Raw genomic sequence first — 22714 nt, 5'->3', positions numbered from 1 at the left:
CGACCGCACACCGCCCGCAGCGGCACGCATACCCAGGGCCGCGAGCTCTTAGGCGGTCCGTCCGGGAGCCGACCCGACCCGGGGGGGGCAGACGCGCCGTACACCGCACGGCCGGGGCCCTGCGGTGTACGGCGCGTCGTCATCGGCTGTTCTTCGTCAGCCGCTCCTGGTCAGGTCGTAGAAGGTCGTAGAAGGTGGCCGAACCCACCGTGACCTTCTTGAAGTTGCTCTGCACCCACGAGCTGATCCTCGACGCCGAACCGCTGCCGCTGCCGCCCATGCCGCCGCCCATGCCGCCGCCGGCGATGAAGTAGTGGATCTTCCCTTCGGTCACGTACTTCTTGAACTGGGCCAGGGTCGGGGACGGGTCGGTGCCGTTGAAGCCGCCGATCGCCATCACCGGGTCGCCGGTGGCGAGCTGGTAGCTCGCGGAGTTCTGGGAGCCGATGGAGGCGGCGACCCAGGTGTACTCGCCCGCGTCCGTCTCCAGCAGCTTCCTGGCCGCCGAGCCGACCTGCGCGCCGTCCAGCAGACCGCCGGCGCCACCGCCGCCCGCACGGCCGCCCTCGCCCATGGCACCGCCGCCCGGGAAGCCGTTCCCGTTCCGCGGCGCCTGGCCCTGGGTGTTGCCGTTCTGGCCCGGCATGCCCCCGCCGGGGAAGCCCTGGCCCTGACTCGGCAGGTTCCCGTTCCCGTTCGGCCGGCCCTGCCGGCCTTGTTGCCCCTGCTGGTTCTGCTGCCCCTGGCCCGGCATCCCGCCGCCGAAGCCGCCCGGCATGCCGCCGCCGTCGCCGCCTCCCGGGCGGCCGCCGCCGAAGCCCATCATGCTCGCGCCCGCCGGACCGGCCGTCGGGATGGAACCGGTGTGCGCCGAGTTCACCGTGCTGAGGGTGTACGCGCCCGGACCGGCCAGCGCGGCCACCAGGCCCAGCGCCGCCACGCCGAGGGCAGGTCGCCGGGAGATCCGCCCGGCGAAGACCAGCCCGAACGCGGCCGCGAGGCCGCCGATCAGCACCAGCCACCTCAGCCAGGGCAGGTAGTCGGAGGTGCGGTTGAGCAGGACGTAGCCCCAGGCGGCCGCGGCCACCACGGCGGCGGCGAGCGTGATCGACGCCCAGGTCTCCCGGCGCCGCTCCCACAGCAGCCCGGCGCCCGTGCCGGTGACGGCCGCGACGTCGGGGGCGAGGGCCACCGTGTAGTACTGGTGGAAGATGCCCGCCATGTAGCTGAAGACCACCATCGTCATGAGCAGCGAGCCGCCCCAGACCAGGAACGAGGCGCGCGTCACCGACGTACGCCGGGCCTTCCTCGTCGCCCACAGGCCGGCGGCCAGCAGGATCAGCGCGGCCGGGATCAGCCAGGAGATCTGGCTGCCGATCTCGGAGTCGAACATCCGGTCCCAGCCGGTCTCGCCCCACTGGCCGGAGCCGCCCGCGCCGCCACCGCCGCCACCGCCGCCGACGCTGCCGGTCTCGTCGCCGCTGATCCGGCCGAGACCGTTGTAGCCGAAGGTCAGCTCGAGGAAGCTGTTGTTCTGCGAACCGCCGGTGTAGGGGCGGGAGGAGGCCGGCCACAGCTCGACGATCGCGACCCACCAGCCGCCCGCCACCACGAGCGCGACGGTCGCCAGAGCCAGTTGCACCAGCCGCTTCCGCAGCCGGACCGGACCGCAGACGGCGTAGACGATCGCCAGCGGCGGCAGGATCAGGAACGCCTGCAGGGTCTTGGCGAGGAACGCGAAGCCGATCACGGCACCCGCCCACACCAGCCACCGGGTCCGCCCGTCCTCCACCGCGCGGACGACGAAGTAGCAGGCCAGCGACATCAGCAGGGCCAGCAGCGCGTCCGGGTTGTTGAACCGGAACATCAGCGCGGCGACCGGGGTGAGCGCGAGCACCGCGCCCGCGATCAGACCGGCGGCGGGGCTGGACCGGCGCCGTACCCCGGCGTACACGACCGCCACCGTGCCGACGCCCATGAGCACCTGCGGCGTCAGGATCGCCCACGAGTTCAGGCCGAAGATCCGCACCGACAGCTCCATCGGCCACATGAAGGCCGAGGGCTTGTCGACGGTGATGGCGTTGCCCGCGTCCAGGGAGCCGAAGAAGAACGCCTTCCAGGACCTGCTGCCCGCCTGGACGGCCGCCGAGTAGAAGGAGTTGGCGTAGCCGGAGGTGCTCAGGTCGTACAGGTAGGTGACGAGGGTGAGGGCCAGCAGGCCGAGGAGGGCCGGCCGCGCCCAGCGCGGGTCCTCGGGGCGGCCGCGCCACACCCGGGACACGAGGGGCCGGCGGGGCTCGCCCGCCTCCGGGACAGGCGGGGAAGCCGCGGGGGGACCCCAGACGGCGGGGGCGCCCTGCTGGGCGGGCTGGTCGAAGTGCGTGGTCATCGGGGGTCCCCCGGGTCGGTGTCGTGAGGGCGCACCGGCCGCGGCGGCATGGTGCCGTCCCTCCAGGTGCCGTCCGCGGCTTCACCGGCGCGGACCTGGGCGGTGGTCTGGAACGGGCCGTACGCCGGGTGCGGCAGCGGGCGGCGCGGGAGCGGCCCGTCCGGCCGGTACGGCGCGGGCGGGGCGTAGGCCGGCGAGGACGTCGTGGCGTGGGCCGGCGCGGATGGGGTGTGCGCGGACGCGGTGCGCGCGGTGACCACGGTGGAGACCGGGCCGTCCTCCGGCCGGTCCGGGAACACCCAGGCCCGGAAGAGCAGGAAGCGCAGCACGGTCGCCGCGAGGTTGGCGGCGATGAGCACCGCCAGCTCGGTGGAGTGCGCGGGGCTGGCGTTGGCCGCGTTCAGGGCGGCCAGCGAGCCGCTGGTCAGGGCGAGTCCGATGCCGAAGACGACCAGGCCCTGCGCCTGGTGCCGGACCGCACCGCCCCGGCCGCGCACCCCGAAGGTCAGCCGGCGGTTGGCGGCCGTGTTGGCGACCGCCGAGACCAGCAGCGCGAGCGCGTTGGCGATCTGCGAGCCGGAGAACTGCCGGAAGACGCTGTACAGCAGCAGGTAGAACAGTGTCGACAGGCCACCGACCACGCAGAACCCGACGAGCTGGCGGGCAAGCCCGCGGGGCACGTCCTGGATCTCGCGGTCGCGCGGGTCGTCCCCGAAGGGCCGGGTGAGCCGGTCCAGCGGCAGCGAACCGGTGGTCAGCGCCCGGCCGATGCGCCAGACACCCTTGAGGTCGTCGGTCGCGGTCCGCACGATGTGCACGGTCGAGTCGGGGTCGTCGACCCAGTCGACCGGCACCTCGTGGATCCGCAGCCCGGCCCGCTCGGCGAGCACCAGCATCTCGGTGTCGAAGAACCAGCCGGTGTCCTCCACCAGCGGCAGCAGCACCTGCGCCACATCCCGCCGGATGGCCTTGAAGCCGCACTGCGCGTCCGAGAAACGGGCCTGCAGCGAGCCGCGCAGGATCAGGTTGTAGGCCCGGCTGATGAACTCCCGCTTGGGTCCCCGCACAACCCGTGAGGCACGGGCGAGCCGGGAGCCGATCGCGAGGTCGGAGTGGCCCGAGATCAGCGGTGCCACCAGCGGCAGCAGGGCGTTGAGATCGGTGGACAGATCGACGTCCATGTACGCGAGGACCGGCGCGTCGGACGCGGCCCACACCGTCCGCAGGGCACGGCCGCGGCCCTTCTGCTCCAGCCGGAACGTGCTGACCTCGGGCAGCCGAGCCGCCAGCCGCGCCGCCACCTGCGGGGTGCCGTCCGTGGAGGCGTTGTCCGCGATGGTGATGCGGAAGGCGTACGGGAAGGTGCGCGCGAGGTGCTCGTGCAGTCTGCGCACGCACGGCTGGAGGTCCTTCTCCTCGTTGTAGACGGGGATCACTACGTCCAGGACAGGCGTACCGGCGTTTCCGGCCGGGAGGTGCTCCCGCGCCGGCAGGGTGCCGGGAGAAGAGTCGGTTCGCATGCACCGACTCTCCTCAGGCGCCCTGTTGCACCCATGTGGTGGCCCTGTGCTGGGCCTGTGAGTGCGATTCCCGGTTCGATACGGGGTCCGGGCGCACCTCGGTGGGGCCGAGCGCGGGCAGGTGCACGGTGAAGACCGTCCGCCCCGGCACGCTGTCCACGGTCACGGCGCCGCCGTGCGCGGCCGCGACGGCCTGCACGATGGCGAGCCCCAGACCCGTGGAGCCGGTGGCCCGCGAGCGGGCGGAGTCCCCGCGGGCGAACCGCTCGAAGACGTGCGGCAGCAGCTCGGGCGGGACGCCCGGCCCGTTGTCCTCCACGTCGACGCACATCCACGCCCCGCGCCGCCGCACGCGCGCGGTGACGGTCGTCCCCGGCGGGGTGTGGTTGCGGGCGTTGCCCAGCAGGTTGACCAGCACCTGCTGCAGGCGGGCCGCGTCCGCGGACACCGGTGCCGGTGCGTCGGGCAGGTCGAGCCGCCAGTTGTGGTCCAGGCCGGCCGCGCGGGCGTCGCTGACGGTGTCGACGACGAGCGGCACGAGATCGGTCTGCTCGAACCGCAGCGGGCGTCCGGCGTCGAGCCGGGCGAGCAGGAGGAGGTCCTCCACGAGCAGGGTCATCCGTCCGGCCTCGGACTCGATACGGCCGAGGGCGTGCCGGGTGTCGGGTCCGACCTGTTCGCGTCCGCGCCGCGTGAGCTCGGCGTAGCCGCGGATGGAGGCGAGCGGCGTGCGCAGCTCGTGGCTGGCGTCGGCGACGAACTGCCGTACCCGGGTCTCGCTCTGCTGTCGGGCGTGCAGCGCGCCGTGCACATGGTCGAGCAGGCGGTTGAGCGCGGCGCCCACCTGGCCGACCTCGGTGTGCGGGTCGCACTCGGACTCGAGCACCCGCTCGCTCAGGATCACCTCGCCGGTGTGCAGGCGCAGTTCGGAGACCCGGGTGGCGGTGGCGGCGACCTTCCGCAGGGGCCGGGTGGCGACGCCGACGAGCGCGTAGCCCGCGATGACGGCGGCGACGAGGCCGGCCGCGGTGACGCTGATCTCGACGAGGATCAGGGTGTTGATCGTGTTGTCGACCGATGTCGTCGGTACGGCGACGTAGTAGGCGCCGTTGTCACCGGTCCGGTACTCGACCCGGTACTCGCCGAGGCCGGGGATGTCGACGGTGCGCTGTCCCCCGTCCTCCCGCGGAACGGCCTGGAGGGCGGCGATCTGCGCCTTGGTCAGCGACTTCGGCTTCATCTCGAAATCGCTGCGGGACTGCTTGCCACGCTGGGCGTCGGTGATCACACCATTCTCGACCGTGGCCGCGATGGTGCCCTGCGGCTGCGGGCCCTTGGTGACGAACTCGGTGAGGACCGGGGGACGCGTCCTGGGTTTCTGCCCACCCGGTGCCATGCCGCCCCTGGGCTCCTCGCCCGGTGGGCCGAAGGAGCCGGACGCGCGCGCGGCGACCTCGTCGAGCTGTCCGTTGAGCTGGTCGTACAGATGCGAGCGCAGCGCCAGCGTGGTGACGGTGCCGATCACCGAGCAGACCACGGCGATCAGCACCACCGACGCGACGACGAGCCGGGTCCGCAGGGTGCGCGGCTGTCCCGCTCGTCTTCGCGGACGCGGCCGTCGTCGTCCGCTCATGACACGGCGGGTTTGATCAGGTAACCGGCCCCGCGCCTGGTGTGGATCATCGGTTCCCGGCCGGCGTCGATCTTCCTGCGCAGATAGGAGATGTACAGCTCGACGACGTTGGCCTGCCCGCCGAAGTCGTACGACCACACGCGGTCCAGGATCTGCGCCTTGCTGAGCACGCGCCGCGGATTGCGCATCAGGAAGCGCAGCAGCTCGAACTCGGTGGCGGTCAGGTGGATGTTGTCCCCGCCCCGCGACACCTCGTGGCTGTCCTCGTCCAGGGTCAGGTCGCCGACGACGAGCATGGACTCGGACCTCCGGTCGGCGGCGCCGGAGCGCCGGATCAGCCCGCGCAGCCGGGCCACGACCTCCTCCAGGCTGAACGGCTTGGTGACGTAGTCGTCGCCGCCCGCGGTGAGCCCGGCGATCCGGTCCTCCACCGCGTCCCTGGCGGTCAGGAAGAGCACGGGCACGTCGGGAAACTCGCGGCGCAGCCGCTGGAGGACGGTCAGCCCGTCCATGTCCGGCAGCATCATGTCCAGGACGACGGCGTCGGGCCGGAACTCGCGGGCCGTCTGGATGGCGCCCTGCCCGTCGCCCGCGCTCCTGATCTGCCAGCCCTCGTAGCGAAGAGCCATGCTCAGCAGTTCGGTGATCGACAGTTCGTCGTCCACCACAAGCACGCGGACGGGGCTCCCGTCCGGCCTCAGCAGTTCGGTGCGCCCCTGGGGCGAGATCGTGGTCATGGCGGACACCCTGTCGGGGTCCTCTGAGAAGACGCTTTCCCCAGTCTGTGATTTCCCTGAGAAACACACAGGCGCCTCTCAGGGAACACCTGGGAACGGCCCGCCCCCGCCCACGCCGTCAGAACAACCCGTCCGGCTCCCTCGCGAACTCCCGCACCGGAAAGCCCAGTTCACCAACGTCCGAGGACCGGGGAACGACCTCCCAGCCGGTCATCAGCCGCGTGTCGAGGACGACGACCCCGCGCCGCCCGCCGACCGCCAGATGCAGATCGGGCCCGGCGGCCGCGACCAGTTCCCCGCTCACGGCCCCGCCCGGCACCAGCTCCACCACATCCCCGGCGGCGGCCGCCGCACCGAGGAGCCCGAACCGCTCCACGTGGTCCACCACCCGGCACGGCTCCCGGCTCAGCGACTCCGGCCACCCCGTGAGCGCGGCGGCCCGCGCGTGCAACTCCGACACTTCGGCCGCTCGTTCGGCCACCGTCCCCGGCAACGCCGCCCGCACGGCCCGCTTGTCGGCGTACGGAATCCGGTCCGGCACCCGGAGCGCGGCCCGCAGCAGCTCCTCCGTCCTCCGGGCCGCCATCAGCGGACCGGCACCCAGCCAGGCGAAACAGACGGCGCCCTGCTCGAGCAGCCGAGCCGGACCGCGCTCGACGGCGGTGATGCCGACCTTGACCATGCCGGGCCCGAACCAGGCCAGGTACACCCGGTACGGCCGCGGATCATCGGCAAGGGTGTCGGCGGCCACCGAGTGCGCCCGGTCCAGCCGCGCACACTCCTCGCACCGGGCCCCCCTGCTCCGCCCCGGCACCCCGGCCGCCACCGGACACGCGTTCCCCCGGGCCCCCACACACCGCCGCACGGCCCCCGCCGGCACCGCGAAGGCCACCCTCTTGCCCCGGGGCAGCCCACTGCGCCGACCCCCGTCCCAGACCAGCACGGGACCATCCGACGTCCACCGCAGCCCCGAACACTTCCACACGCGTTCCATCACCCGTGAGGGTAAAGGGCACCACTGACAGTGCGGGCGGCGACGAGACCGGCGGTTTGAAGGGTGCGCACTCGGGCTTGGTGCAACCGTTGACGAGCGCGGTCAAACCACGCACGTTCACCGTCTTCATCGACTTCCGCAGCCTGCGACCTGCGACCTGCAACTTTGCGCAAGGCGTCTGGTCCACAGACGCCTTCCGCGATCTCACCGAACCGTTTGGTGCACTCTGCCGCGACATGCCACAAGAGTGCTTGCCGCGTGTTCGCACAGCCGAGCCTCGCTGCCACATCCGCAGCCGGGAACCAGTGCTCGCCCTACGGCGTCGTCAGCCTCCCCACCCGCGCCCCCGTGGCCGCGAACACGAAGTCACCGAGGTCGATCGCGTCCTGCTTCCGTACCGCCGACCGATCCGCCGCCGTGTCGTTCTGCTCGTACACAGAGCATCACCTCCACCCCGGAAGCTGGGCAGACCGATCATCAACAGCCGATCCCCAACAGCCGTGCGCAGAGGGCCCATTCACTCGACAGGAGACAGAGGAGACAGAGGTATCGACTCGGCGCGCACCTCGCCCGGCACCGCCACCACGGCGTTCGTACGTTGCCGCCCCCGTCCCGCCAGGCGGCAGCTGACGCAGCCCGGGTGTCCCTCGGGAGCCTGGGTGTCGCGGACCCGCATGCCCCACTGCCCCCGCGGCCGCACGCCCGGCGGCTTGCCCCAGCCGGACAGATGCAGCGCCCAGGTCACCAGGACGCTCGCGGCGACGACGGCCAGGCCGCCGGCCACCCCTGCCGCCGAGGCCGCGCACACGCCCCACCCCAGCACTCCGCTTCCCACGGTCGCGACGCCGGCGCCGGTCCAGCCGGCGATCGTGTGACCCTCGTCGTACAGACTCATAAGGCCGCCTCCAGGGACAGCGACAGAGATTCCCTCATGGGCCAAGACATTTACCCACCCGAATATCTCACGAGCTAAGGGATTCAGGAAGATGGACGGCACGACCCGACCGCCCGCCGATCCGGCGCAGGCGCTGTCGGCGATGGACCACCTCATCGCCGCCCACCTGATCGGCCGGCAGGAACTGGCCCGGCGGCTGGGCCTGAACGTCACCGACCTGACCTGCTTCGGCTTCGTCCTGGAGGCGGGCGAGGAGCTGCTCACGGCCGGCGACCTCGCGGCCCGGGCCCACGTGACCACCGGCGCGGTCACCGGAATCCTCAACCGCCTCGAACGCGCGGGCTACGTCACCCGCCGCCCCGACCCGGCCGACCGCCGCCGCGTCCGGGTGGCTCCCGTCCAGGCCGCGGTGAGCCGCGTCGCGGCGGTGTACGCGGGCCACTACCAGCGCGTCACGGACCTGTTCGCCGACTACTCCCCCGAGGAGCTGTCGGTCATCACCGACTGGTTCACCCGGGCGACGGCACTGGCCCACGAGTACCTGGAGAAGCTGAACCGCAACGATCCGCAGAATGATTGCTGAGCAACCGCCCCCACCGCGAGCCCATTCCGGCACCGGCGAGCCGCGGCGGCTCCGCCATTTCCCGGAAACGCAGAAGGCCCCGGATCTCTCCGGGGCCTTCAACCTGTGTGCACTCGGCAGGATTCGAACCTGCAACCTTCTGATCCGTAGTCAGATGCTCTATCCGTTAAGCTACGAGTGCTTGTTCTTTTGTTTTTGTCATCCGCTCCCGGCCCTTCCGGCCCGCTCGCGGCGACAGGAAGAACATTACATGACTGCCGCCGTCATGTGAAATCCGATTCGCATACCCCTTGTGACCTGCGAAAACGCGGATGAGGGCCGGTGGAGCCGACAACGCCGAAGCCCCGGTCCTGGGACCGGGGCTTCGGGATGGGCGCGGAGGCGGAGGGATTTGAACCCTCGATGGGCTTTAAAACCCAAACCGCATTAGCAGTGCGGCGCCATAGACCGGACTAGGCGACGCCTCCAGCACAACCACTCACGCGAGCGCGCGACTGGTGCGTGCAGATGATGACACAGTCGAGCGTGCTGTCACCAATCGACCCCCACGGTACTAGGCACCGGGGTCACAGGGCAAAGGGCTTCGCCGGCGGTGCGGCACTGCCGCAACGTCCAGGGCCCGTGGGCGTTGATCAGGGCATGGTCTCTGTCATGTCGGTCGTCCCTCGGGGCGTCCTGGTGTCGGCCCTCGCCGCCCTCTCGGTCCCATCCCTGTCCGCCCTCACCGCCACACCGGCCACGGCCGCCCCGCCGGCACCGTCCGCCACCGCCGCGCACCCCGCGCACCTCACGCCCACCCCGCCCGCCACGGGCCTCATGCCCCCGCCGGCACGGCCCGAGGACGAGACCGGTGATCACCTCACCGTCGTCGTACGGCACGCGGGTCGCGGGCTGGACGGTACGTACGAGATGTCCTGCCATCCCACGGGCGGGAACCACCCGGACGCGGCGGGAGCCTGCCGGGCGCTCGACGCGAACACGCAGTGGGGCCGGGACACCTTCGCCCCGGTCGCCCCCGACAGCGTCTGCACCATGCTCTACGGCGGACCGGCCACCGCCCGGGTCACCGGCACCTGGGCCGGACGCCCGGTCGACGCGGCGTACGACCGGGGCAACGGATGCGAGATGGCGCGGTGGGACCGGATGGTGCCGCTGCTGCCGGACCTCGGTTCGCCCACGTAGACGGTTCCCGGCGCCGCCAGCGCTCACGTAAAGGTCCCGCGAAGGTCTAGAGGAGCCGGGACAGGCGCGGAAGGGGACCGGGACGCGGCCGGCCGCACGCCGGACGCGTACGGTCACATGTTCGCCGTCACTTCGTCGTGCGACCTCCCTCTCATCCGGCGTCGCGAGCGCAACCCGTGCCTTTAGACTCCCTCGCGTGACACCCCGCGGGCCGGTTGGCAAGATGGCCCGAGCAGTAGGCAAGGTGCGGTAACAAGGAGGAAGCGTCTCGTGAGCAGCAGGCCATCCCGAGGCGCTGCTCGCCTCGCAGCCATACTCGACGCGCTGCCCGATGCGTTGGTCCTGGTCAACGCCAACGGAACCGTCGTCAACGCCAACACCATCGCCCTGGAGGCCTTCGAGACGCCGGGGACCGCGCTCGTCGGGCGCGGGCTGCTCGATCTGCTGCCGCAGTTCGACTCCCGGCTCATCCCCGGCTCCATGCGGCGGCCCGATCACATGGACCCGCGCGGGCGGACCAAGCCGACCCGCATGATCGCGCGGCGGACCGACGGGACGGAGTTCCCGGTCGAGGTCACGAGCGCGAATCTGGAGAACGGGCAGCAGGCGTACGACGGTTACGGCTACACCGGTGACGAGCTGCTGATGCTCGTGGTGCGGGACCTGTCGGGAACCGTGGACACCGAGGCCGAGCTGGCCCGTTCGCAGCGGCAGACCGAGATGATCCTGCGGGCGGCGTCGGAAGGCGTCGTCGGTACCGATACCGACGGGCGGATCGTGCTGGTCAATCCGGCCGCCGCCCAGATACTGGGGTACCGGGCCGGTGAGCTGGGCGGCAAGGAGCTGCACAACCTCGTGCTGCACTCGCGCGCCGACGGCTCGCCCTTCCCGTACGAGGAGTCCCCGCTCGCCGACACCCTGCGCTCCGGACGCAAGCACCGGGTGCGCGGGCAGGTGCTGTGGTCCAAGGGCGGGGAGCGGGTCGCGGTCGATCTGACCACCGCGCCCGTGCGCGACGGCGACCAGCTCGTCGGCGCCGTGATGACCTTCACCGACCGCCGGCCGTACGACGACCTCGCCGACGAGAAGTCCGCTCTGGAGAAGGCGCACGCCGACGAGTTGGAGCGGCTCTCCGAGGAGCACGCCTCCGACCTGACCGCGCTGCGCCAGGCGCACGTCACCGAGCTCGAGGAACTGCGCGAGCAGCACCAGGAGGAGCTGGCGGCCGGCGAGGATCGGTACGCCGCCCTCGGCGAGCGGGAGAAGGACCGCTACGAGGCGCTCGCCGGGCGGCACGAGCAACTGCTCACGCTGCTGGGCCGGTCGCTGCGCGGACCGCTGGACGAACTGCGCCGCGAGCTGTCCGCCCTCGCCGCCGACGACGCCGGCCAGCTGTGGCCCGAGGCCAACCAGGTGCTGCACCACCTGTCCGCCGGGTACTCGCGCATCACCACGCTGATCGACAACGTGCTCGGCTATCAGCACCTCGACGCCGGCAGCGAGGACATCACCCGGACGAAGGTGATGCTCGACGCCGTCGTCGCGGCCGGTGTGGACGGGGCCGTCGAGCTGATCGGGCCCGGCCGGGTGCAGTTCGCCGTGCACGCGCCGCCCATCGAGGCCGAGGTCGACGCGCAGCGGCTCGCCACCGCGCTCGCGCATCTCGTCGCGGACGTGGCCGGTGTCGACGCCACCGGCAACGCGCCCGTCTCGGCGGGCGGATACATGGACAACACGGTCGTGGTCGCGGCCGCCCAGCGCGGCGAGGTCGCGCGGATCGAGGTGCGGGGGCCGTACAGCGGGGGAGACCCGGTGCACGAGCCGATCGTGCGCGGGATCGTCCGGGCGCACGGCGGAGTGCTGCAGACGCACGAGGTGCCGGGCATGAGCGGCAGCGCGTACGTGCTCGAAGTGCCGCTCGGCGGTGGGGCCGGGGCGGTCGCCGCCCTGGTCCCGGACGCCGGGGAGACCGCGGCGGAGGGCGCCGGGCCGGATGCCGGTGGCGGGCGGCGCCGGGCCCGCCGGGCTTCGACGGACGCCTTCCTGGAGAGCGACGTTCCCGGTGAGTCCGGTGAGCCAGCCGACGGCGGGGCGGAGTCGCCCTCGCCGACCGGGCGGCGCCGCAGGCGTGCGGCGGCCGCCGTCGAGGCGGCGGCGCCGGTCGTGCCCGAGGCCGATGACAGCGGGAGCGGACGCCGACGCGGCCGGGCCGCCGAGCCCGGCGCCGGTGGCGAGGGCGTGAGCGAGGGTGCCGTGATGACGGCGGCCGAGCATGCCGCGGGTACCGCCGCCGCGGGCAACGGACTCGGCGGCGCCGTACCGCCGCAGGGCGTGCCCGTGCCCACGGGCCGCCGTGCCCGGCGTGACTCGGACGCCCCGCAGGCCGCCCTGCCGCCCGCGCTGCCCGCGGCCGGCGCGGAGCAGGCCCAGGCCGGTGCGGCCGACGACGCGCAGCCGACCGGTCGGCGCCGGCGGGCGCTGGCCGCGGCACAGGAGCGGGCAGCGGCGCAGGAGTCCGGAGCCCGTACGGTCTTCGCCCTGCCGCCCGCCGAGGCCGACCGTTCGCCCGAATCCGCCGGAACGGCGACCGGTGTCGGCTCGGCGACCGGTCGGGCGCCGGTGGTCGGTCCGGCCCCGGTGGCCGTCGCGGGCGGTACGGACGACGACGGCCGGCACGACGCCATGACGCCCGACCAGGCCGACGACCACACCCCGCCGCAGCCGCACCCCACCAGCGCACCGACCGGCCGCCGCCGGCGGGCCGTGGCCCAGCCGGGTGAGGCGGCGCAGACGGCGGAGCCGGTTCAGGGCGCGGCCCCGGCCGCCGACGCTCCGGCCCAGGCCGTCCCGGCCCAGGCGGGTCACGCGCAGCCGGGTAACGCGCAGTCGGCTCTCGGGCAGGCCGTCACCGGACCGGCCGGGCAGCCGATTCCGGGGCACAGGATTCCGGCGCAGGGTACGGCCGCACCGGCGGGCCCCGCCGGGCAGCCGGGCAGCGCGGCTCGGGCCGGTGTGCCGGCTCAGGCCGCCCCCGGTCAGCCGATGGCGGCGGTGCCGCACGCCGCCGTGCCCGCGCAGGGCACCGCCGGTCAGGCTGCGCCCGTACCCCCCGGCCGGCCGGTTCCCGCGCAGGTGGCCCCGGGCCGGCCCGTACCCGCACAGGGCACCCACGGCCAGGGCGTACCCGCGCAGGGCACCTACGGTCAGGGCGTACCCGTGCCCGCTCGGGCCACCCCGGAGGCGCACCTGCCCGCCCAGGGGCAGCAGCCCGCTGCCGCGCAGGCCACCCCCCCGGCCGCCCAACCGCTGCCCGCCGAGGCCGCCGCCGGGCAGGCGCCGGTGGCCCAGGGGGGCCCGGCCACTCCGGCCGCCGGCACCCCCGCGGCCGCCGTACCGCAGCAGTGGCCCGGTGCCGACGCCACCTCCGGCGCGGGCGTGGCCGTACCCCCGGCGGGTCCGGCGTCGCAGGCCGGCCCGGCCACCACCCCCGCCACCGGCACCCCGCTGCCCCCTGAGCACGCCGCCGCACAGCCCCTCCCGGCCGCGCGGCCCCTGCCCGCCGCGCGGCCCCTGCCCGCCGAGGCACCGGGGAACGCCGGCGACCCGAACTCCACTCAGGGCCGGGCGATCAGTGTCCGTACGCTCGGGCAGGGCGTGCCGTTCGCACGGCAGGCCCTGCAGGTGCAACAGCCGACGGCCACCCCGCCCCCGCACGCGCCCGGCGGTTCCGGCCGCCGGCGGAAGCTGGGCACGCCGCCCGACCCCTCCGCGCGCCAGGAGGCGCAGCCGGAGCAGGGCGCCCGGCCGCATCCGCCGGCCGAACAGCCGCCCGCGCAGCCCTCGCTCGCGGGGCAGTCCCGGCTCGCCCCCACCGCCGAGGGTGGCGGACGGTCGTACGCCATAGGCGCCCCGGACGCGAACGCGGCCGAGGGACCGGAGCCGCTGGACGGTCCCGGCGGGGCCGTGGAGGTCGCCGACACCCCGCGTCCGCAGCCGCTGGACGACGAGCTGCCGCCGGAGCCGCTGGACAACCCGCGCCGGCTGCTGGTGTGGCCCGCGCCGGACGTGACGACCCAGCAGGCGCTGAGCGACCGCGGCTACCGGCCGGTCGTCGTGCACTCCCGTGAGGAGGTGGACGCGCAGATCGCGGCCTTCCCCGCCGCGCTGTTCGTGGACCCGCTCACCGGGCCGATCACCCGTACCGCGCTGCAGTCGCTGCGCCAGGCGGCGGTCGCCGCCGAGGTGCCGGTGCTGGTCACGGCCGGGCTCGGGCAGGCGACGCGCGAGGCGGCGTACGGCGCCGACCCCGCCGTCCTGCTGAAGGCGCTGGCGCCGCGGGACAGCGAGCAGCATCCGCCGCGCGTGCTGCTGATCGAGGAGCACGCGGAGATCGCGCTGGCGCTGACCTCGACGCTGGAGCGGCGCGGGATGCAGGTGGCGCGGGCCGCGAGCGACAGCGACGCGGTGACGCTGGCGGGGCAGTTCCGGCCGAACCTCGTGGTGATGGACCTGATGCAGGTGCACCGCCGGCAGGCCGGGTTCAGCGGGATCATCGACTGGCTGCGCGCGAACGGGCAGCTCAACCGCACCCCGCTCGTCGTCTACACCGCGGCCGTCGATCCGGCCGACCTGCCCCGGCTGGCCTCCGGTGAGACCGTGCTGTTCCTCGCCGAGCGGTCCACCAGCCCCGAGGTGCAGAGCCGGATCGTCGACCTGCTGGCCGGCATCGGCACGAACTAGCGAGGACGGCCCGCCGCCGCCCCCGCCCCGCATGAACGAACAGCCCCCGGCACACGCCGGGGGCTGTTCGCCGTACGTCGGGCGTCAGCCGAGCCTGGTCACGTCCAGGCCGCCCTCCGCGTACTGCCTGCGGAGCACCTTCTTGTCGAACTTTCCGACGCTGGTCTTCGGGACCGTCGCGATGACCGTCCAGCGCTCGGGGAGCTGCCACTTGGCGATCTTGCCCTCCTGGGCGAGGAACGCGCGCAGCGTCTCGAAGCCGATGCTCGAGCCCTCCCGGAGGACCACCGTGGCCAGCGGGCGCTCGCCCCACTTCTCGTCCGGTACCGCGACCACGGCGGCCTCCGCGACGTCCGGGTGGGACATCAGCGCGTTCTCCAGCTCGACCGAGGAGATCCACTCGCCGCCGGACTTGATGACGTCCTTGGCGCGGTCGGTGAGGGTGAGGAAGCCGTCGGGGGAGATGGTGCCGACGTCACCGGTCTTCAGCCAGCCGTCCTCGCTGAACTTGTCGGCGGGGCGGAGCGGTTCGGTGTCGGGGCCGTTGTAGTAGGCGCCCGCGATCCAGGGGCCGCGCACCTCCAGCTCGCCCGCCGACTCGCCGTCCCACGGGATGCGCTCGCCGCCGGGGCCGGTGAGCCGGGCCTCCACACCGGCCGCGAAACGGCCCTGGGTCAGGCGGTACCCGAACTCCTCGTCGGTGCCGACCGAGTGGGCCGGCGGGCGGGCCACCGTGCCCAGCGGGGAGGTCTCCGTCATGCCCCAGGCGTGACAGACCCGCATGCCGAGTTCGTCGAAGGCCTCCATGAGGGAGGGCGGGCAGGCCGAACCGCCGATGGTGACCTGGGTGAGGGCGGAGACGTCACGGGGGCGGGCGGTCAGCTCGGCGAGCAGGCCCTGCCAGATGGTGGGGACGGCCGCAGCGTGCGTCGGCCGCTCCCGCTCGATCATCTCGGCGAGCGGGGCGGGCTGCAGGAAGCGGTCCGGCATCAGCATGTTCACGCCGGTCATGAACGTGGCGTGCGGCAGGCCCCAGGCGTTGACGTGGAACTGGGGGACCACGACCAGCGAGGTGTCCTGGTCGGTCAGGCCCATCGACTCGGTCATGTTGACCTGCATGGAGTGCAGGTAGATCGAACGGTGGCTGTACACCACGCCCTTGGGGTCACCGGTGGTGCCGGAGGTGTAGCACATCGCGGCGGCCTGACGCTCGTCCAGCTCCGGCCAGTCGTAGGCGGTGGGCCGGCCGGCGATCAGCTCCTCGTACTCGTGCACGCGCGCGGTGGCGCCCTCGAGCGGGGAGCGGTCGCCCGGACCGGAGACGACGATGTGCTCCACCGTCGGGAGCTTGGGCAGCAGCGGCGCGAGCAGCGGGATCAGCGAGCCGTTGACGACGATCACCCGGTCGGCGGCGTGGTTGACGATCCACACCAACTGCTCGGCGGGCAGCCGCAGGTTCAGCGTGTGCAGCACCGCGCCCATGGAGGGGATGGCGTAGTACGCCTCGACGTGCTCGGCGTTGTTCCACATCAGCGTCGCGACGCGGTCGTCGTCGCGCACCCCGAGTCCGTCCCGCAGCGCGTGGGCGAGCTGTGCCGAGCGGGCCCCGATCTCGGCGAAGGTACGGCGGTGCGGCTCGGCCTCGCCGGTCCAGGTGATCACCCGCGACGACCCGTGGACCGTCGACCCGTGGGTCAGGATCCTCGAGATCAACAGCGGTACGTCCTGCATGGTGCTCAGCACGGCGTCCTCCCGGGCGACTTTGCCTACGCGGTGGTCGGGGTCGCGCTGATTCTGCGCACATACCGCGCGGTATGTCACTAGGAGAAGAGAAACAGTTTGGCGACGGGACCCTGACCGTTCGCTACGGGCCCTAGCGAACCAGGCCCAACTCGGGGTCCTCGCGCAGCTTGCCCAAGGCCCTGGAGACCGCCGACTTCACCGTTCCCACCGAGACGCCGAGCACCTCGGCCGTCTGGACCTCGCTGAGGTCCTCGTAGTACCTGAGGACGACCATCGCCCGCTGCCGCGCGGGCAGCCTGGTGATCGCCCGCCACATGGCGTCGCGCAGCGCCTGCCGCTCGGCCGGGTCCTCCGCGCCGGGCACGGGCTCGGGTTCGGGCAGCTCGTCGCAGACGAACTCGTCCACCCTGCGCTTGCGCCACTGCGAGGTACGGGTGTTCAGCAGCGCCCGGCGCACATAGCCGTCCAGCGCCCGGTGGTCCTCGATCCGCTCCCAGGCCACATAGGTCTTGGTCAGCGCGGTCTGCAGCAGGTCCTCGGCATCGCTCGGGTTGGCGGTCAGCGACCGCGCGGTGCGCAGCAGCACCGGCTGGCGGGCCCGTACGTACGACGCGAACGACGGGAACGAGTGGGTCTGCCACGCCGGTGCGGCGGCGGCCGAGGCGCTGGTGCAGACGGGTGTGGTCATGGCTCCACGCTAGGAGCGGACCGGCCACCCGCGGATCGGCCCCAGGTCCCGATGCCGCGTCCCCCTCAGGTTGTAGGGGTGGGGCCGTCCCCACCTCCTGAAGGTGGACCGCGCGATGACGGCCTCTGCGGGTTCTCCCCTGCGGGCTGGCCCGCCAGGCCGCCGGGATCAGCCCCGGCACCAGCGCCTCGCACCGGTCGGCACCGGGGGTCCGCGAACCGGGAAACGGCTGCGCGGCGGCACCGAAGCACCGCCGCGCAGCCGCCTTACGACCCCGAAGCACACCCCGCGAGGACCTTCACCACAAGGGCCCCCGCCCCCGGCTCACCAGAGCCGGGTGAAGCGGACGGTGACGTTCTCGTTGCCCTGCTGCAGGGCCGTGAACTCCGAACCGTTGACCTGCGCGACGTTCCCGCCGTTGTCACGGCCGACGCCGCTGCCGGCGAGGCTCGCCACACCGGCGGTCGATCCGTCGCCCGCGAGGGCGCCGTTGTCCGCACCCGCGACGCCGGTGAAGAGGGCGGCTGCGAGCGGTAGTGCGGAGACGGCGGCGAGAACGCGGGCGGTACGGATACTTGCCATGTTGTCCCTCCAGAACGGGGCACCTTCCGGCCGAGGCGGCCGGAGGTCCGTGAAGTACGGCTTGCGTCAAGGCGGTTGGCCGACCGCCTCGGCTGTCATGAACGACGTCGCGCATCCAGACTTGCCCACCGAATCCCGGTGAACCACCCCGGAAGCCATCATTCGCACGCAAGCGTGATGACATGTCGATAAACCCCTTTCGCCACCTTTCTTCACCTGGCGTCACGCCGACCCGCAGCGCGGACCTTCCGCTCGCCGAGCCACGTAAGGGATGAATCGTTCCGCCCCATTTCCGGCCAAACTTCCCACTCCCGGCGCGTCATCACGGTCCCCTCTTTCCTTTTTCGAACGTACGTACGAACATGGACTCATGGCCACCACCGACCGGCAGGCCACGACGCTGGCCCTCGCACACGCCCTGTCAGCCGCCGAACGCGGACTGGCCGTCATCCCCCTGTCCCGGAGCAAGCTCCCGGCCCTGCGCTCCCCCCACCACGACGACCCCGGCCCCAGCTCCTGCCACGGCGAGTGCGGCCGTTTTGGGCACGGCGTGTACGACGCCTCCACCGACCCCGCCCGCATCCGCGAGCTGTTCGCCGCCGCGCCCTGGGCCGGCGGCTACGGCATCGCCTGCGGGCTGCCCCCGCACCACCTCATCGGCGTCGACCTCGACACCAAGACGGGCACCGACTCCTCGGCCGCGCTGCGCGAACTGGCCCTGCGGCACCTGTTCACGATCCCCGAGACGGTCGTGGTGATCACCCCGAGCGGCGGCCGCCACCTGTGGCTGACCGGCCCGCCGGACGTCGTCGTCCCCAACTCCGCCGGCCGGCTCGCCCCCGGCATCGACATCCGGGGCGCCGGCGGCTACCTCGTCGGCCCGGGTTCCCGCACGGACCACGGCGTGTACGCGACCGCCCCGGGGACCGCCCACCTGGCCCCCGCCGTCTGCCCGCCGACCCTGCTGCGCCTGCTTTCACCCCCGCCACGCGCCGCGCACCCGGCGGCGCCGCCGAGCGGCGACCACGGGCGGGGCCTGATCCACTTCGTGCTCACCGCACACGAGGGCCAGCGCAACACCCGCCTGTTCTGGGCGGCCTGCCGCGCCTACGAGAACGGCATCGGCCCCGCCCTGCTGACCCCCCTGATCGAAGCGGCCGTCGACACCGGCCTGACCGAACGCGAGGCCCGCGCGACGATCGCCTCGGCGGCCCGCATGACGGGCCACCGGCCCTGACGGCCACCCGGTCCGCCGGACACCGCGCCCCGGGCCCGTCCTAGTCCGTGGCCGCGGGTTCCGACCGCGCGCCCGGACGCGTACCGGGGACGGCCGGCTGCCGTTCCTCCTGCCTGCCCAGCGCCGCGAGGACCAGGGTCACGGTGACCGATCCGGCCGCCATCAGCGTCATCGCCATGGCCGGGGACGTCAGTTGGGCCAGCGTGCCCGCGAGGACGGCGCCGACGCCCTGCAGGGCGGCCATGCCGGTGGCGTGCAGGCCGAGGGCCTGGCCGGTGAGGTCGTCGGGGGTGAGGGACATCAGACGTTCCTGCAGGACCAGGCTCGCGGCGAAGCCGACGGAGGCGACGGCGGCGGCCACGGCCGACAGCGCCACCCCCGGCCGCAGGACGAAGAACAGGTAGGGCACCGCCAGCAGCAGGCGCAACGGGGTCGCGAGCCGGGGACGCGTCGCGGGCGGCACCAGGCGGCCCACCGCCATGTCGCCCAGGAACATGCCCAGCGCCCCGCACGCGTACATCGTGCCGGCGGCTCCGGGGGCGTAGGAGACGTAGAGCGAATCGCCGCCGACCACCAGTCCGTTGGGGACCCACAGGCCCAGATAGGTGAGGCGGCGGGAGCGTGAGGACCACAGGAGGGCGTTGGTGCGCCAGGTCGCCGAGAGGGACGGGCGGCCGGCCGAACGCGGTGGACGGGCCGTGAGGCCCAGACGGCTGACGAGGGCCGACATCAGGTACAGCGCGGCCGCGAGGAGCAGGCAGGTGCGCGGGGACAGGAGCGCCAGCAGTGCGCCGCCCGTCGCGAAACCGGCCACCTGGGTCAGGCCCCAGAGCATGTTGTAGACCGAACGGCCGAGGACATAGCCGTCTTTGGACAGGATGTCGTTCAGCAGGCCCCCGCGCACTCCCCCGCCGAGCGACGCGACCAGGCCCTGCAGCAGTACGACCGTGAGGACCGCCCGGACCGGCAGACCGGGCAGCGCCGGCACCGCCGTACCAGCCGCGAAGGCGAGGGCGAGGCCGGTCAGGATCGCGCGCGGGGGCAGCCGGTCGGCGGCCGAGAGCAGGAACGTGGCCCCCACCAACTGCGCGAGCTGTGGACCGAACATGCTCACCGCCGACAGGAGCGGGGAGCCCGTGGCCCGGAAGACCAGCGTGCCGAGGGCCAGGGCGCCGATCGTCTGGGCCGCGGCGGAGACGGCGAAGGAGAGCAGGAAGGGGGTGAACTCCGGGGTGCGGAACAGGGTTCGGTAGCTGCGCATGCGGCAGAGTCTCGGGTCGGTCGGGCGGCCGTGTTTACTGTTTCGCCGACACGCGAAAGGTCGTACGCATGGGCTTGTGGCAGATCGACACCGACACCCTCGCCCGCAGCCGGTTCGTGCTCTCGCCGTTCGCCGAGACCTTCGCGAGCCTGAAACTGCTGCACGCGGGGGCCGGGGCCCATCCGGGCGAGGAGGCCTGGCTGCGCGCGCACCTGCCCGGCTACCGCGCGCGCCTGGCGGCCGACCCGGTGACCGAGCCGCTCGTGCGGGCTGCCCTCGGCACCTCCTGGATCGCCGACTTCTTCTGCCCCACCTCGTGCGTGGGGGAGAGCTTCGAGCAGACCGTGGCCCGGGTGCGGACGGCCGCGGCCGGGGACGCGCGTGCCGACCTTCGCGTCTCCCTGCGGGGCCCGCTGCCCGCCGCCCTGGAACGGGACGACCTGCCCGAGCGGGCGGCCGCGCTCCTGACATATGTGTGGGAGGAGACCGTACGACCGCACTGGCAGCGCAGGCGGCGGGTCCTGGAGGCCGACGTGGTCGCGCGGACCGCGCGGGTCGGCCAGGGCGGCTGGGCGGCCGTGCTGGACTCCCTCCGGCCGGGGACGCGGTGGCTCGGGGAGAGCCGGTTCCAGGTCAACCTGAACGCGTATCCGCCGCGGGAGATCGCCGCCGGCGCCGAACTGCTGTTCATGCCGGTGACGCCGAGGACCGGGTGGGTGTCGTGGGAGGGACACGAGCGGTACGCCGTCGTCTACCCGTGTCTCGGGGTGCTCGCCGAGGACCACGACCACCGGCCCGTCCCGGCCGGCCTCGACGCACTCGTCGGAACCGCGCGCGCCGGGCTCCTGGTCCTGCTCGGCACTCCCATGAGCACGACCCAACTGGTCGCCGTGACCGGCCAGGGCCTGGGATCGGTGGGCCGGCACCTGCGGGTACTGCGGGACGCGGGCCTGGTGGAACGGCGCCGGGCCGGCCGCTCGGTGCTGTACGTGCGGACGGCGGCCGGCGAGGTGCTCCTGGAGGCCTCGGGTGCCGGTACCGACGCGCTCGGACCTCTCAGGTGACCTCCGCGGCCGAGCCCGCGGACCTGCCCGCCGTGGTGGCCGTCCACCAGCTTCTGCTGGAGTACTCGCGGCTGGTGACACAGGCCGTGAGCGCGGGCTTCTTCCACGAGCACCGGGCAGCGTTCGGAGAGGAGCGCAGCGCCCGTCAGGCGCTGCCGGCGGCCCTGCTCGACGGCGGGCCCGTCCGGCAGGCCGCGGAGCGGGCCGGTCTGGCGGTGCCCGAGTGCTACCTGGTGCTCGGCGTCGCCATCGGCCGGCATCCCGACGAGAACGCCCGGGGAGTGGATCCGGTGGTGGCGGCCCGGCGCGAACTCAGGCGGCTGCGCCGGGAGTTCGACCGTCAGGCGCGGGACCGGTGCTGACCGGCCTGACCGTCGACGGTGGCCTGGTGCTGATGCCCAGCCAGGTGGCGGCGGCGGACTGGCGGGCAGAGCGCTGGGACCGGCTGTCGGCGCTCATCGCCCAGCCCGGCCGGATGTGCGGCGCCGAACTCATGGTGGGCGTGGAACCGGCTCCGGCCGAAGGCGTGCCGTAGACCGCGCGGCTGGCCGCCAAGGTCCGATTGGTGGCCACCGCCTTCGGCCGCGGAGCGGGCCTCTCCCGGCTCTCGGACCTGGTCGAGTATCAGCTGACCCGCCCCACGCCCGCCCGCGACCGGCTCGCCGCGCTGCTGAGCCCCCTGGCCGAGCGACCGGAAATGCTGCGGACCTTGCGCGTCCTCCTGGCCTGCGGCCTCGACTGCCGCCGGGCCGCCGCCCGGCTCCAGGTCCATCTGGAACAGACCCGCGGACGACTTGCGGCAGGCAGCCGCCTCGCACCGGGCTCGACGCTAACGTAGCCACGCGTCCACAGCCTGACAGCGCCGAAGGAGCAAGCGGCATGGAGATCGTGACGTCCCAGAAGATCACCACGTTCTTGATGTTCGAGGGGAACGCCGAAGAGGCGATGACCTTCTACACCTCGCTCTTCGACGACGCCGAAATCGTCAGCATCACCCGCTACGGTGCCGACGGCCCCGGCAAGGAGGGGAGCGTGCAGCACGCGACGTTCTCGCTCGCCGGCGGGCAATTCATGTGCATCGACAGCCCCGTGAAACACGGCTTCACTTTCACACCCGCGATCTCCCTCTTCGTCCAATGCGAGAACGAGGCCGAGATCGACCGCCTCTACGCGGCCCTCGTCGAGCAGGGCACCGCGCTCATGCCGCTGGGAAACCATGGCTTCAGCCCCAGGTTCGGGTGGGTCAACGACCGGTTCGGAGTCTCCTGGCAACTGAACCTGCCCGCGTGAGCCCACCCGTGCCCGAGCCCAGCGCAACGGCCCCCGACCATCAACCTCGGTCAGGGGCCGTTCTCACTGCTCATCGTACGGAGGCTGGTGTGCTGTTCGTGGCTCTACGAGGTGCGGGCCCTGGAGGCCGCCAATGAGGTGTAGACAGCACCTCTGCACGCACGACAGGCGCCATC

The 22714-nt window shown here is 73.2% G+C and carries 20 protein-coding genes and 2 tRNA genes; 9 read left to right on the top strand and 13 right to left on the bottom strand.

Annotated elements, in window-relative coordinates:
- Positions 1-139: 139 nt before the first annotated feature.
- The 7 genes from ACFVVO_RS11680 to ACFVVO_RS11650 form a co-directional block, all read right to left on the bottom strand.
- Positions 140-2389, bottom strand: a complete 2250-nt coding sequence (locus tag ACFVVO_RS11680) for an ArnT family glycosyltransferase (protein ID WP_390053922.1) — start codon at positions 2387-2389, stop codon at positions 140-142.
- On the bottom strand, positions 2386-3909 hold the full coding sequence (locus tag ACFVVO_RS11675) for a glycosyltransferase (protein WP_390053920.1): 1524 nt from the start codon (positions 3907-3909) through the stop codon (positions 2386-2388). Before ACFVVO_RS11675 ends, ACFVVO_RS11680 begins: the two co-directional genes overlap by 4 nt.
- 13 nt (positions 3910-3922) lie before the next feature.
- Positions 3923-5542, bottom strand: a complete 1620-nt coding sequence (locus ACFVVO_RS11670; RefSeq protein ID WP_390053919.1) for a sensor histidine kinase — start codon at positions 5540-5542, stop codon at positions 3923-3925.
- The gene (locus ACFVVO_RS11665; RefSeq protein ID WP_390053917.1) at positions 5539-6279 is read right to left on the bottom strand and encodes a response regulator transcription factor; all 741 of its coding nucleotides are present in this window, start codon (positions 6277-6279) and stop codon (positions 5539-5541) included. Before ACFVVO_RS11665 ends, ACFVVO_RS11670 begins: the two co-directional genes overlap by 4 nt.
- 118 nt (positions 6280-6397) lie before the next feature.
- Positions 6398-7273 (bottom strand): DUF2797 domain-containing protein, encoded by an 876-nt coding sequence (locus ACFVVO_RS11660; RefSeq protein ID WP_390053915.1) that lies wholly within the window; start codon positions 7271-7273, stop codon positions 6398-6400.
- A gap of 314 nt (positions 7274-7587) precedes the next feature.
- On the bottom strand, positions 7588-7710 hold the full coding sequence (locus ACFVVO_RS11655; RefSeq protein WP_390053914.1) for a hypothetical protein: 123 nt from the start codon (positions 7708-7710) through the stop codon (positions 7588-7590).
- 80 nt (positions 7711-7790) lie between these two features.
- The gene (locus tag ACFVVO_RS11650) at positions 7791-8168 is read right to left on the bottom strand and encodes an HGxxPAAW family protein (RefSeq protein WP_390053912.1); all 378 of its coding nucleotides are present in this window, start codon (positions 8166-8168) and stop codon (positions 7791-7793) included.
- Between the two features lie 91 nt (positions 8169-8259).
- Between ACFVVO_RS11650 and ACFVVO_RS11645 the strand changes: the two genes are divergently transcribed.
- Positions 8260-8751 (top strand): MarR family winged helix-turn-helix transcriptional regulator, encoded by a 492-nt coding sequence (locus ACFVVO_RS11645; protein WP_390053911.1) that lies wholly within the window; start codon positions 8260-8262, stop codon positions 8749-8751.
- A 108-nt stretch (positions 8752-8859) separates the two neighbouring features.
- Here ACFVVO_RS11645 and ACFVVO_RS11640 read toward each other — a convergent pair.
- Positions 8860-8932: transfer RNA gene (locus ACFVVO_RS11640), tRNA-Arg, on the bottom strand.
- A 195-nt stretch (positions 8933-9127) separates the two neighbouring features.
- A tRNA-Ser gene (locus ACFVVO_RS11635) sits at positions 9128-9218 on the bottom strand.
- Between the two features lie 184 nt (positions 9219-9402).
- Between ACFVVO_RS11635 and ACFVVO_RS11630 the strand changes: the two genes are divergently transcribed.
- On the top strand, positions 9403-9933 hold the full coding sequence (locus ACFVVO_RS11630) for an SSI family serine proteinase inhibitor (RefSeq protein ID WP_390053909.1): 531 nt from the start codon (positions 9403-9405) through the stop codon (positions 9931-9933).
- 270 nt (positions 9934-10203) lie between these two features.
- Positions 10204-14673: a PAS domain-containing protein gene (locus tag ACFVVO_RS11625; protein ID WP_390053907.1), complete on the top strand. Its 4470-nt coding sequence runs from the start codon at positions 10204-10206 to the stop codon at positions 14671-14673.
- 84 nt (positions 14674-14757) lie between these two features.
- Here the strand turns inward: ACFVVO_RS11625 and ACFVVO_RS11620 are convergent, their stop codons facing one another.
- The 3 genes from ACFVVO_RS11620 to ACFVVO_RS11610 form a co-directional block, all read right to left on the bottom strand.
- Positions 14758-16416 carry a long-chain fatty acid--CoA ligase gene (locus ACFVVO_RS11620; protein ID WP_390053905.1) on the bottom strand — a complete coding sequence of 553 codons (1659 nt, stop codon included), beginning with the start codon at positions 16414-16416 and terminating at the stop codon, positions 14758-14760.
- Between the two features lie 130 nt (positions 16417-16546).
- Positions 16547-17104, bottom strand: coding sequence for a SigE family RNA polymerase sigma factor (locus tag ACFVVO_RS11615; protein ID WP_390053903.1), 558 nt, complete (start codon positions 17102-17104; stop codon positions 16547-16549).
- 324 nt (positions 17105-17428) lie between these two features.
- On the bottom strand, positions 17429-17686 hold the full coding sequence (locus ACFVVO_RS11610; RefSeq protein ID WP_390053901.1) for a hypothetical protein: 258 nt from the start codon (positions 17684-17686) through the stop codon (positions 17429-17431).
- Between the two features lie 370 nt (positions 17687-18056).
- Here ACFVVO_RS11610 and ACFVVO_RS11605 point away from each other — a divergent pair, with 370 nt between their 5' ends.
- Positions 18057-18923: a bifunctional DNA primase/polymerase gene (locus ACFVVO_RS11605; protein WP_390053899.1), complete on the top strand. Its 867-nt coding sequence runs from the start codon at positions 18057-18059 to the stop codon at positions 18921-18923.
- A gap of 40 nt (positions 18924-18963) precedes the next feature.
- Here the strand turns inward: ACFVVO_RS11605 and ACFVVO_RS11600 are convergent, their stop codons facing one another.
- A complete protein-coding gene (locus ACFVVO_RS11600; protein ID WP_390053897.1) occupies positions 18964-20184 on the bottom strand; it encodes an MFS transporter in 1221 nt (406 codons plus the stop codon).
- A gap of 68 nt (positions 20185-20252) precedes the next feature.
- Between ACFVVO_RS11600 and ACFVVO_RS11595 the strand changes: the two genes are divergently transcribed.
- From ACFVVO_RS11595 to ACFVVO_RS11575, 5 genes are read left to right on the top strand one after another with little or no spacing between them, the layout of a single operon-like run.
- Positions 20253-21248 carry an ArsR/SmtB family transcription factor gene (locus tag ACFVVO_RS11595; protein WP_390053895.1) on the top strand — a complete coding sequence of 332 codons (996 nt, stop codon included), beginning with the start codon at positions 20253-20255 and terminating at the stop codon, positions 21246-21248.
- Positions 21245-21610: a hypothetical protein gene (locus ACFVVO_RS11590; protein ID WP_390053893.1), complete on the top strand. Its 366-nt coding sequence runs from the start codon at positions 21245-21247 to the stop codon at positions 21608-21610. The genes ACFVVO_RS11595 and ACFVVO_RS11590 overlap by 4 nt, the downstream gene beginning before the upstream one ends.
- The gene (locus tag ACFVVO_RS11585) at positions 21604-21783 is read left to right on the top strand and encodes a hypothetical protein (RefSeq protein WP_390053891.1); all 180 of its coding nucleotides are present in this window, start codon (positions 21604-21606) and stop codon (positions 21781-21783) included. The genes ACFVVO_RS11590 and ACFVVO_RS11585 overlap by 7 nt, the downstream gene beginning before the upstream one ends.
- A gap of 30 nt (positions 21784-21813) precedes the next feature.
- Positions 21814-22086, top strand: a complete 273-nt coding sequence (locus ACFVVO_RS11580) for a hypothetical protein (RefSeq protein ID WP_390053889.1) — start codon at positions 21814-21816, stop codon at positions 22084-22086.
- 41 nt (positions 22087-22127) lie between these two features.
- Positions 22128-22538 (top strand): VOC family protein, encoded by a 411-nt coding sequence (locus ACFVVO_RS11575; protein ID WP_390053887.1) that lies wholly within the window; start codon positions 22128-22130, stop codon positions 22536-22538.
- Positions 22539-22714: the final 176 nt, after the last annotated feature.

This window comes from Streptomyces sp. NPDC058145, from assembly GCF_042884245.1.
Lineage (GTDB): Bacteria > Actinomycetota > Actinomycetes > Streptomycetales > Streptomycetaceae > Streptomyces.
Note: the sequence above shows the minus strand (reverse complement) of the source record. Positions and strands in the feature narration are given on the sequence as shown.

Coding starts and splice junctions, on each gene's coding strand:
- ACFVVO_RS11670 (WP_390053919.1), bottom strand. CDS start 5,542: ATGAGCGGACGACGACGGCCGCGTCCGCGAAGACGAGCGGGACAGCCG.
- ACFVVO_RS11660 (WP_390053915.1), bottom strand. CDS start 7,273: ATGGAACGCGTGTGGAAGTGTTCGGGGCTGCGGTGGACGTCGGATGGT.
- ACFVVO_RS11615 (WP_390053903.1), bottom strand. CDS start 17,104: ATGACCACACCCGTCTGCACCAGCGCCTCGGCCGCCGCCGCACCGGCG.
- ACFVVO_RS11610 (WP_390053901.1), bottom strand. CDS start 17,686: ATGGCAAGTATCCGTACCGCCCGCGTTCTCGCCGCCGTCTCCGCACTA.
- ACFVVO_RS11645 (WP_390053911.1), top strand. CDS start 8,260: ATGGACGGCACGACCCGACCGCCCGCCGATCCGGCGCAGGCGCTGTCG.
- ACFVVO_RS11680 (WP_390053922.1), bottom strand. CDS start 2,389: ATGACCACGCACTTCGACCAGCCCGCCCAGCAGGGCGCCCCCGCCGTC.
- ACFVVO_RS11665 (WP_390053917.1), bottom strand. CDS start 6,279: ATGACCACGATCTCGCCCCAGGGGCGCACCGAACTGCTGAGGCCGGAC.
- ACFVVO_RS11600 (WP_390053897.1), bottom strand. CDS start 20,184: ATGCGCAGCTACCGAACCCTGTTCCGCACCCCGGAGTTCACCCCCTTC.
- ACFVVO_RS11675 (WP_390053920.1), bottom strand. CDS start 3,909: ATGCGAACCGACTCTTCTCCCGGCACCCTGCCGGCGCGGGAGCACCTC.
- ACFVVO_RS11595 (WP_390053895.1), top strand. CDS start 20,253: ATGGGCTTGTGGCAGATCGACACCGACACCCTCGCCCGCAGCCGGTTC.
- ACFVVO_RS11650 (WP_390053912.1), bottom strand. CDS start 8,168: ATGAGTCTGTACGACGAGGGTCACACGATCGCCGGCTGGACCGGCGCC.
- ACFVVO_RS11630 (WP_390053909.1), top strand. CDS start 9,403: ATGTCGGTCGTCCCTCGGGGCGTCCTGGTGTCGGCCCTCGCCGCCCTC.
- ACFVVO_RS11605 (WP_390053899.1), top strand. CDS start 18,057: ATGGCCACCACCGACCGGCAGGCCACGACGCTGGCCCTCGCACACGCC.
- ACFVVO_RS11575 (WP_390053887.1), top strand. CDS start 22,128: ATGGAGATCGTGACGTCCCAGAAGATCACCACGTTCTTGATGTTCGAG.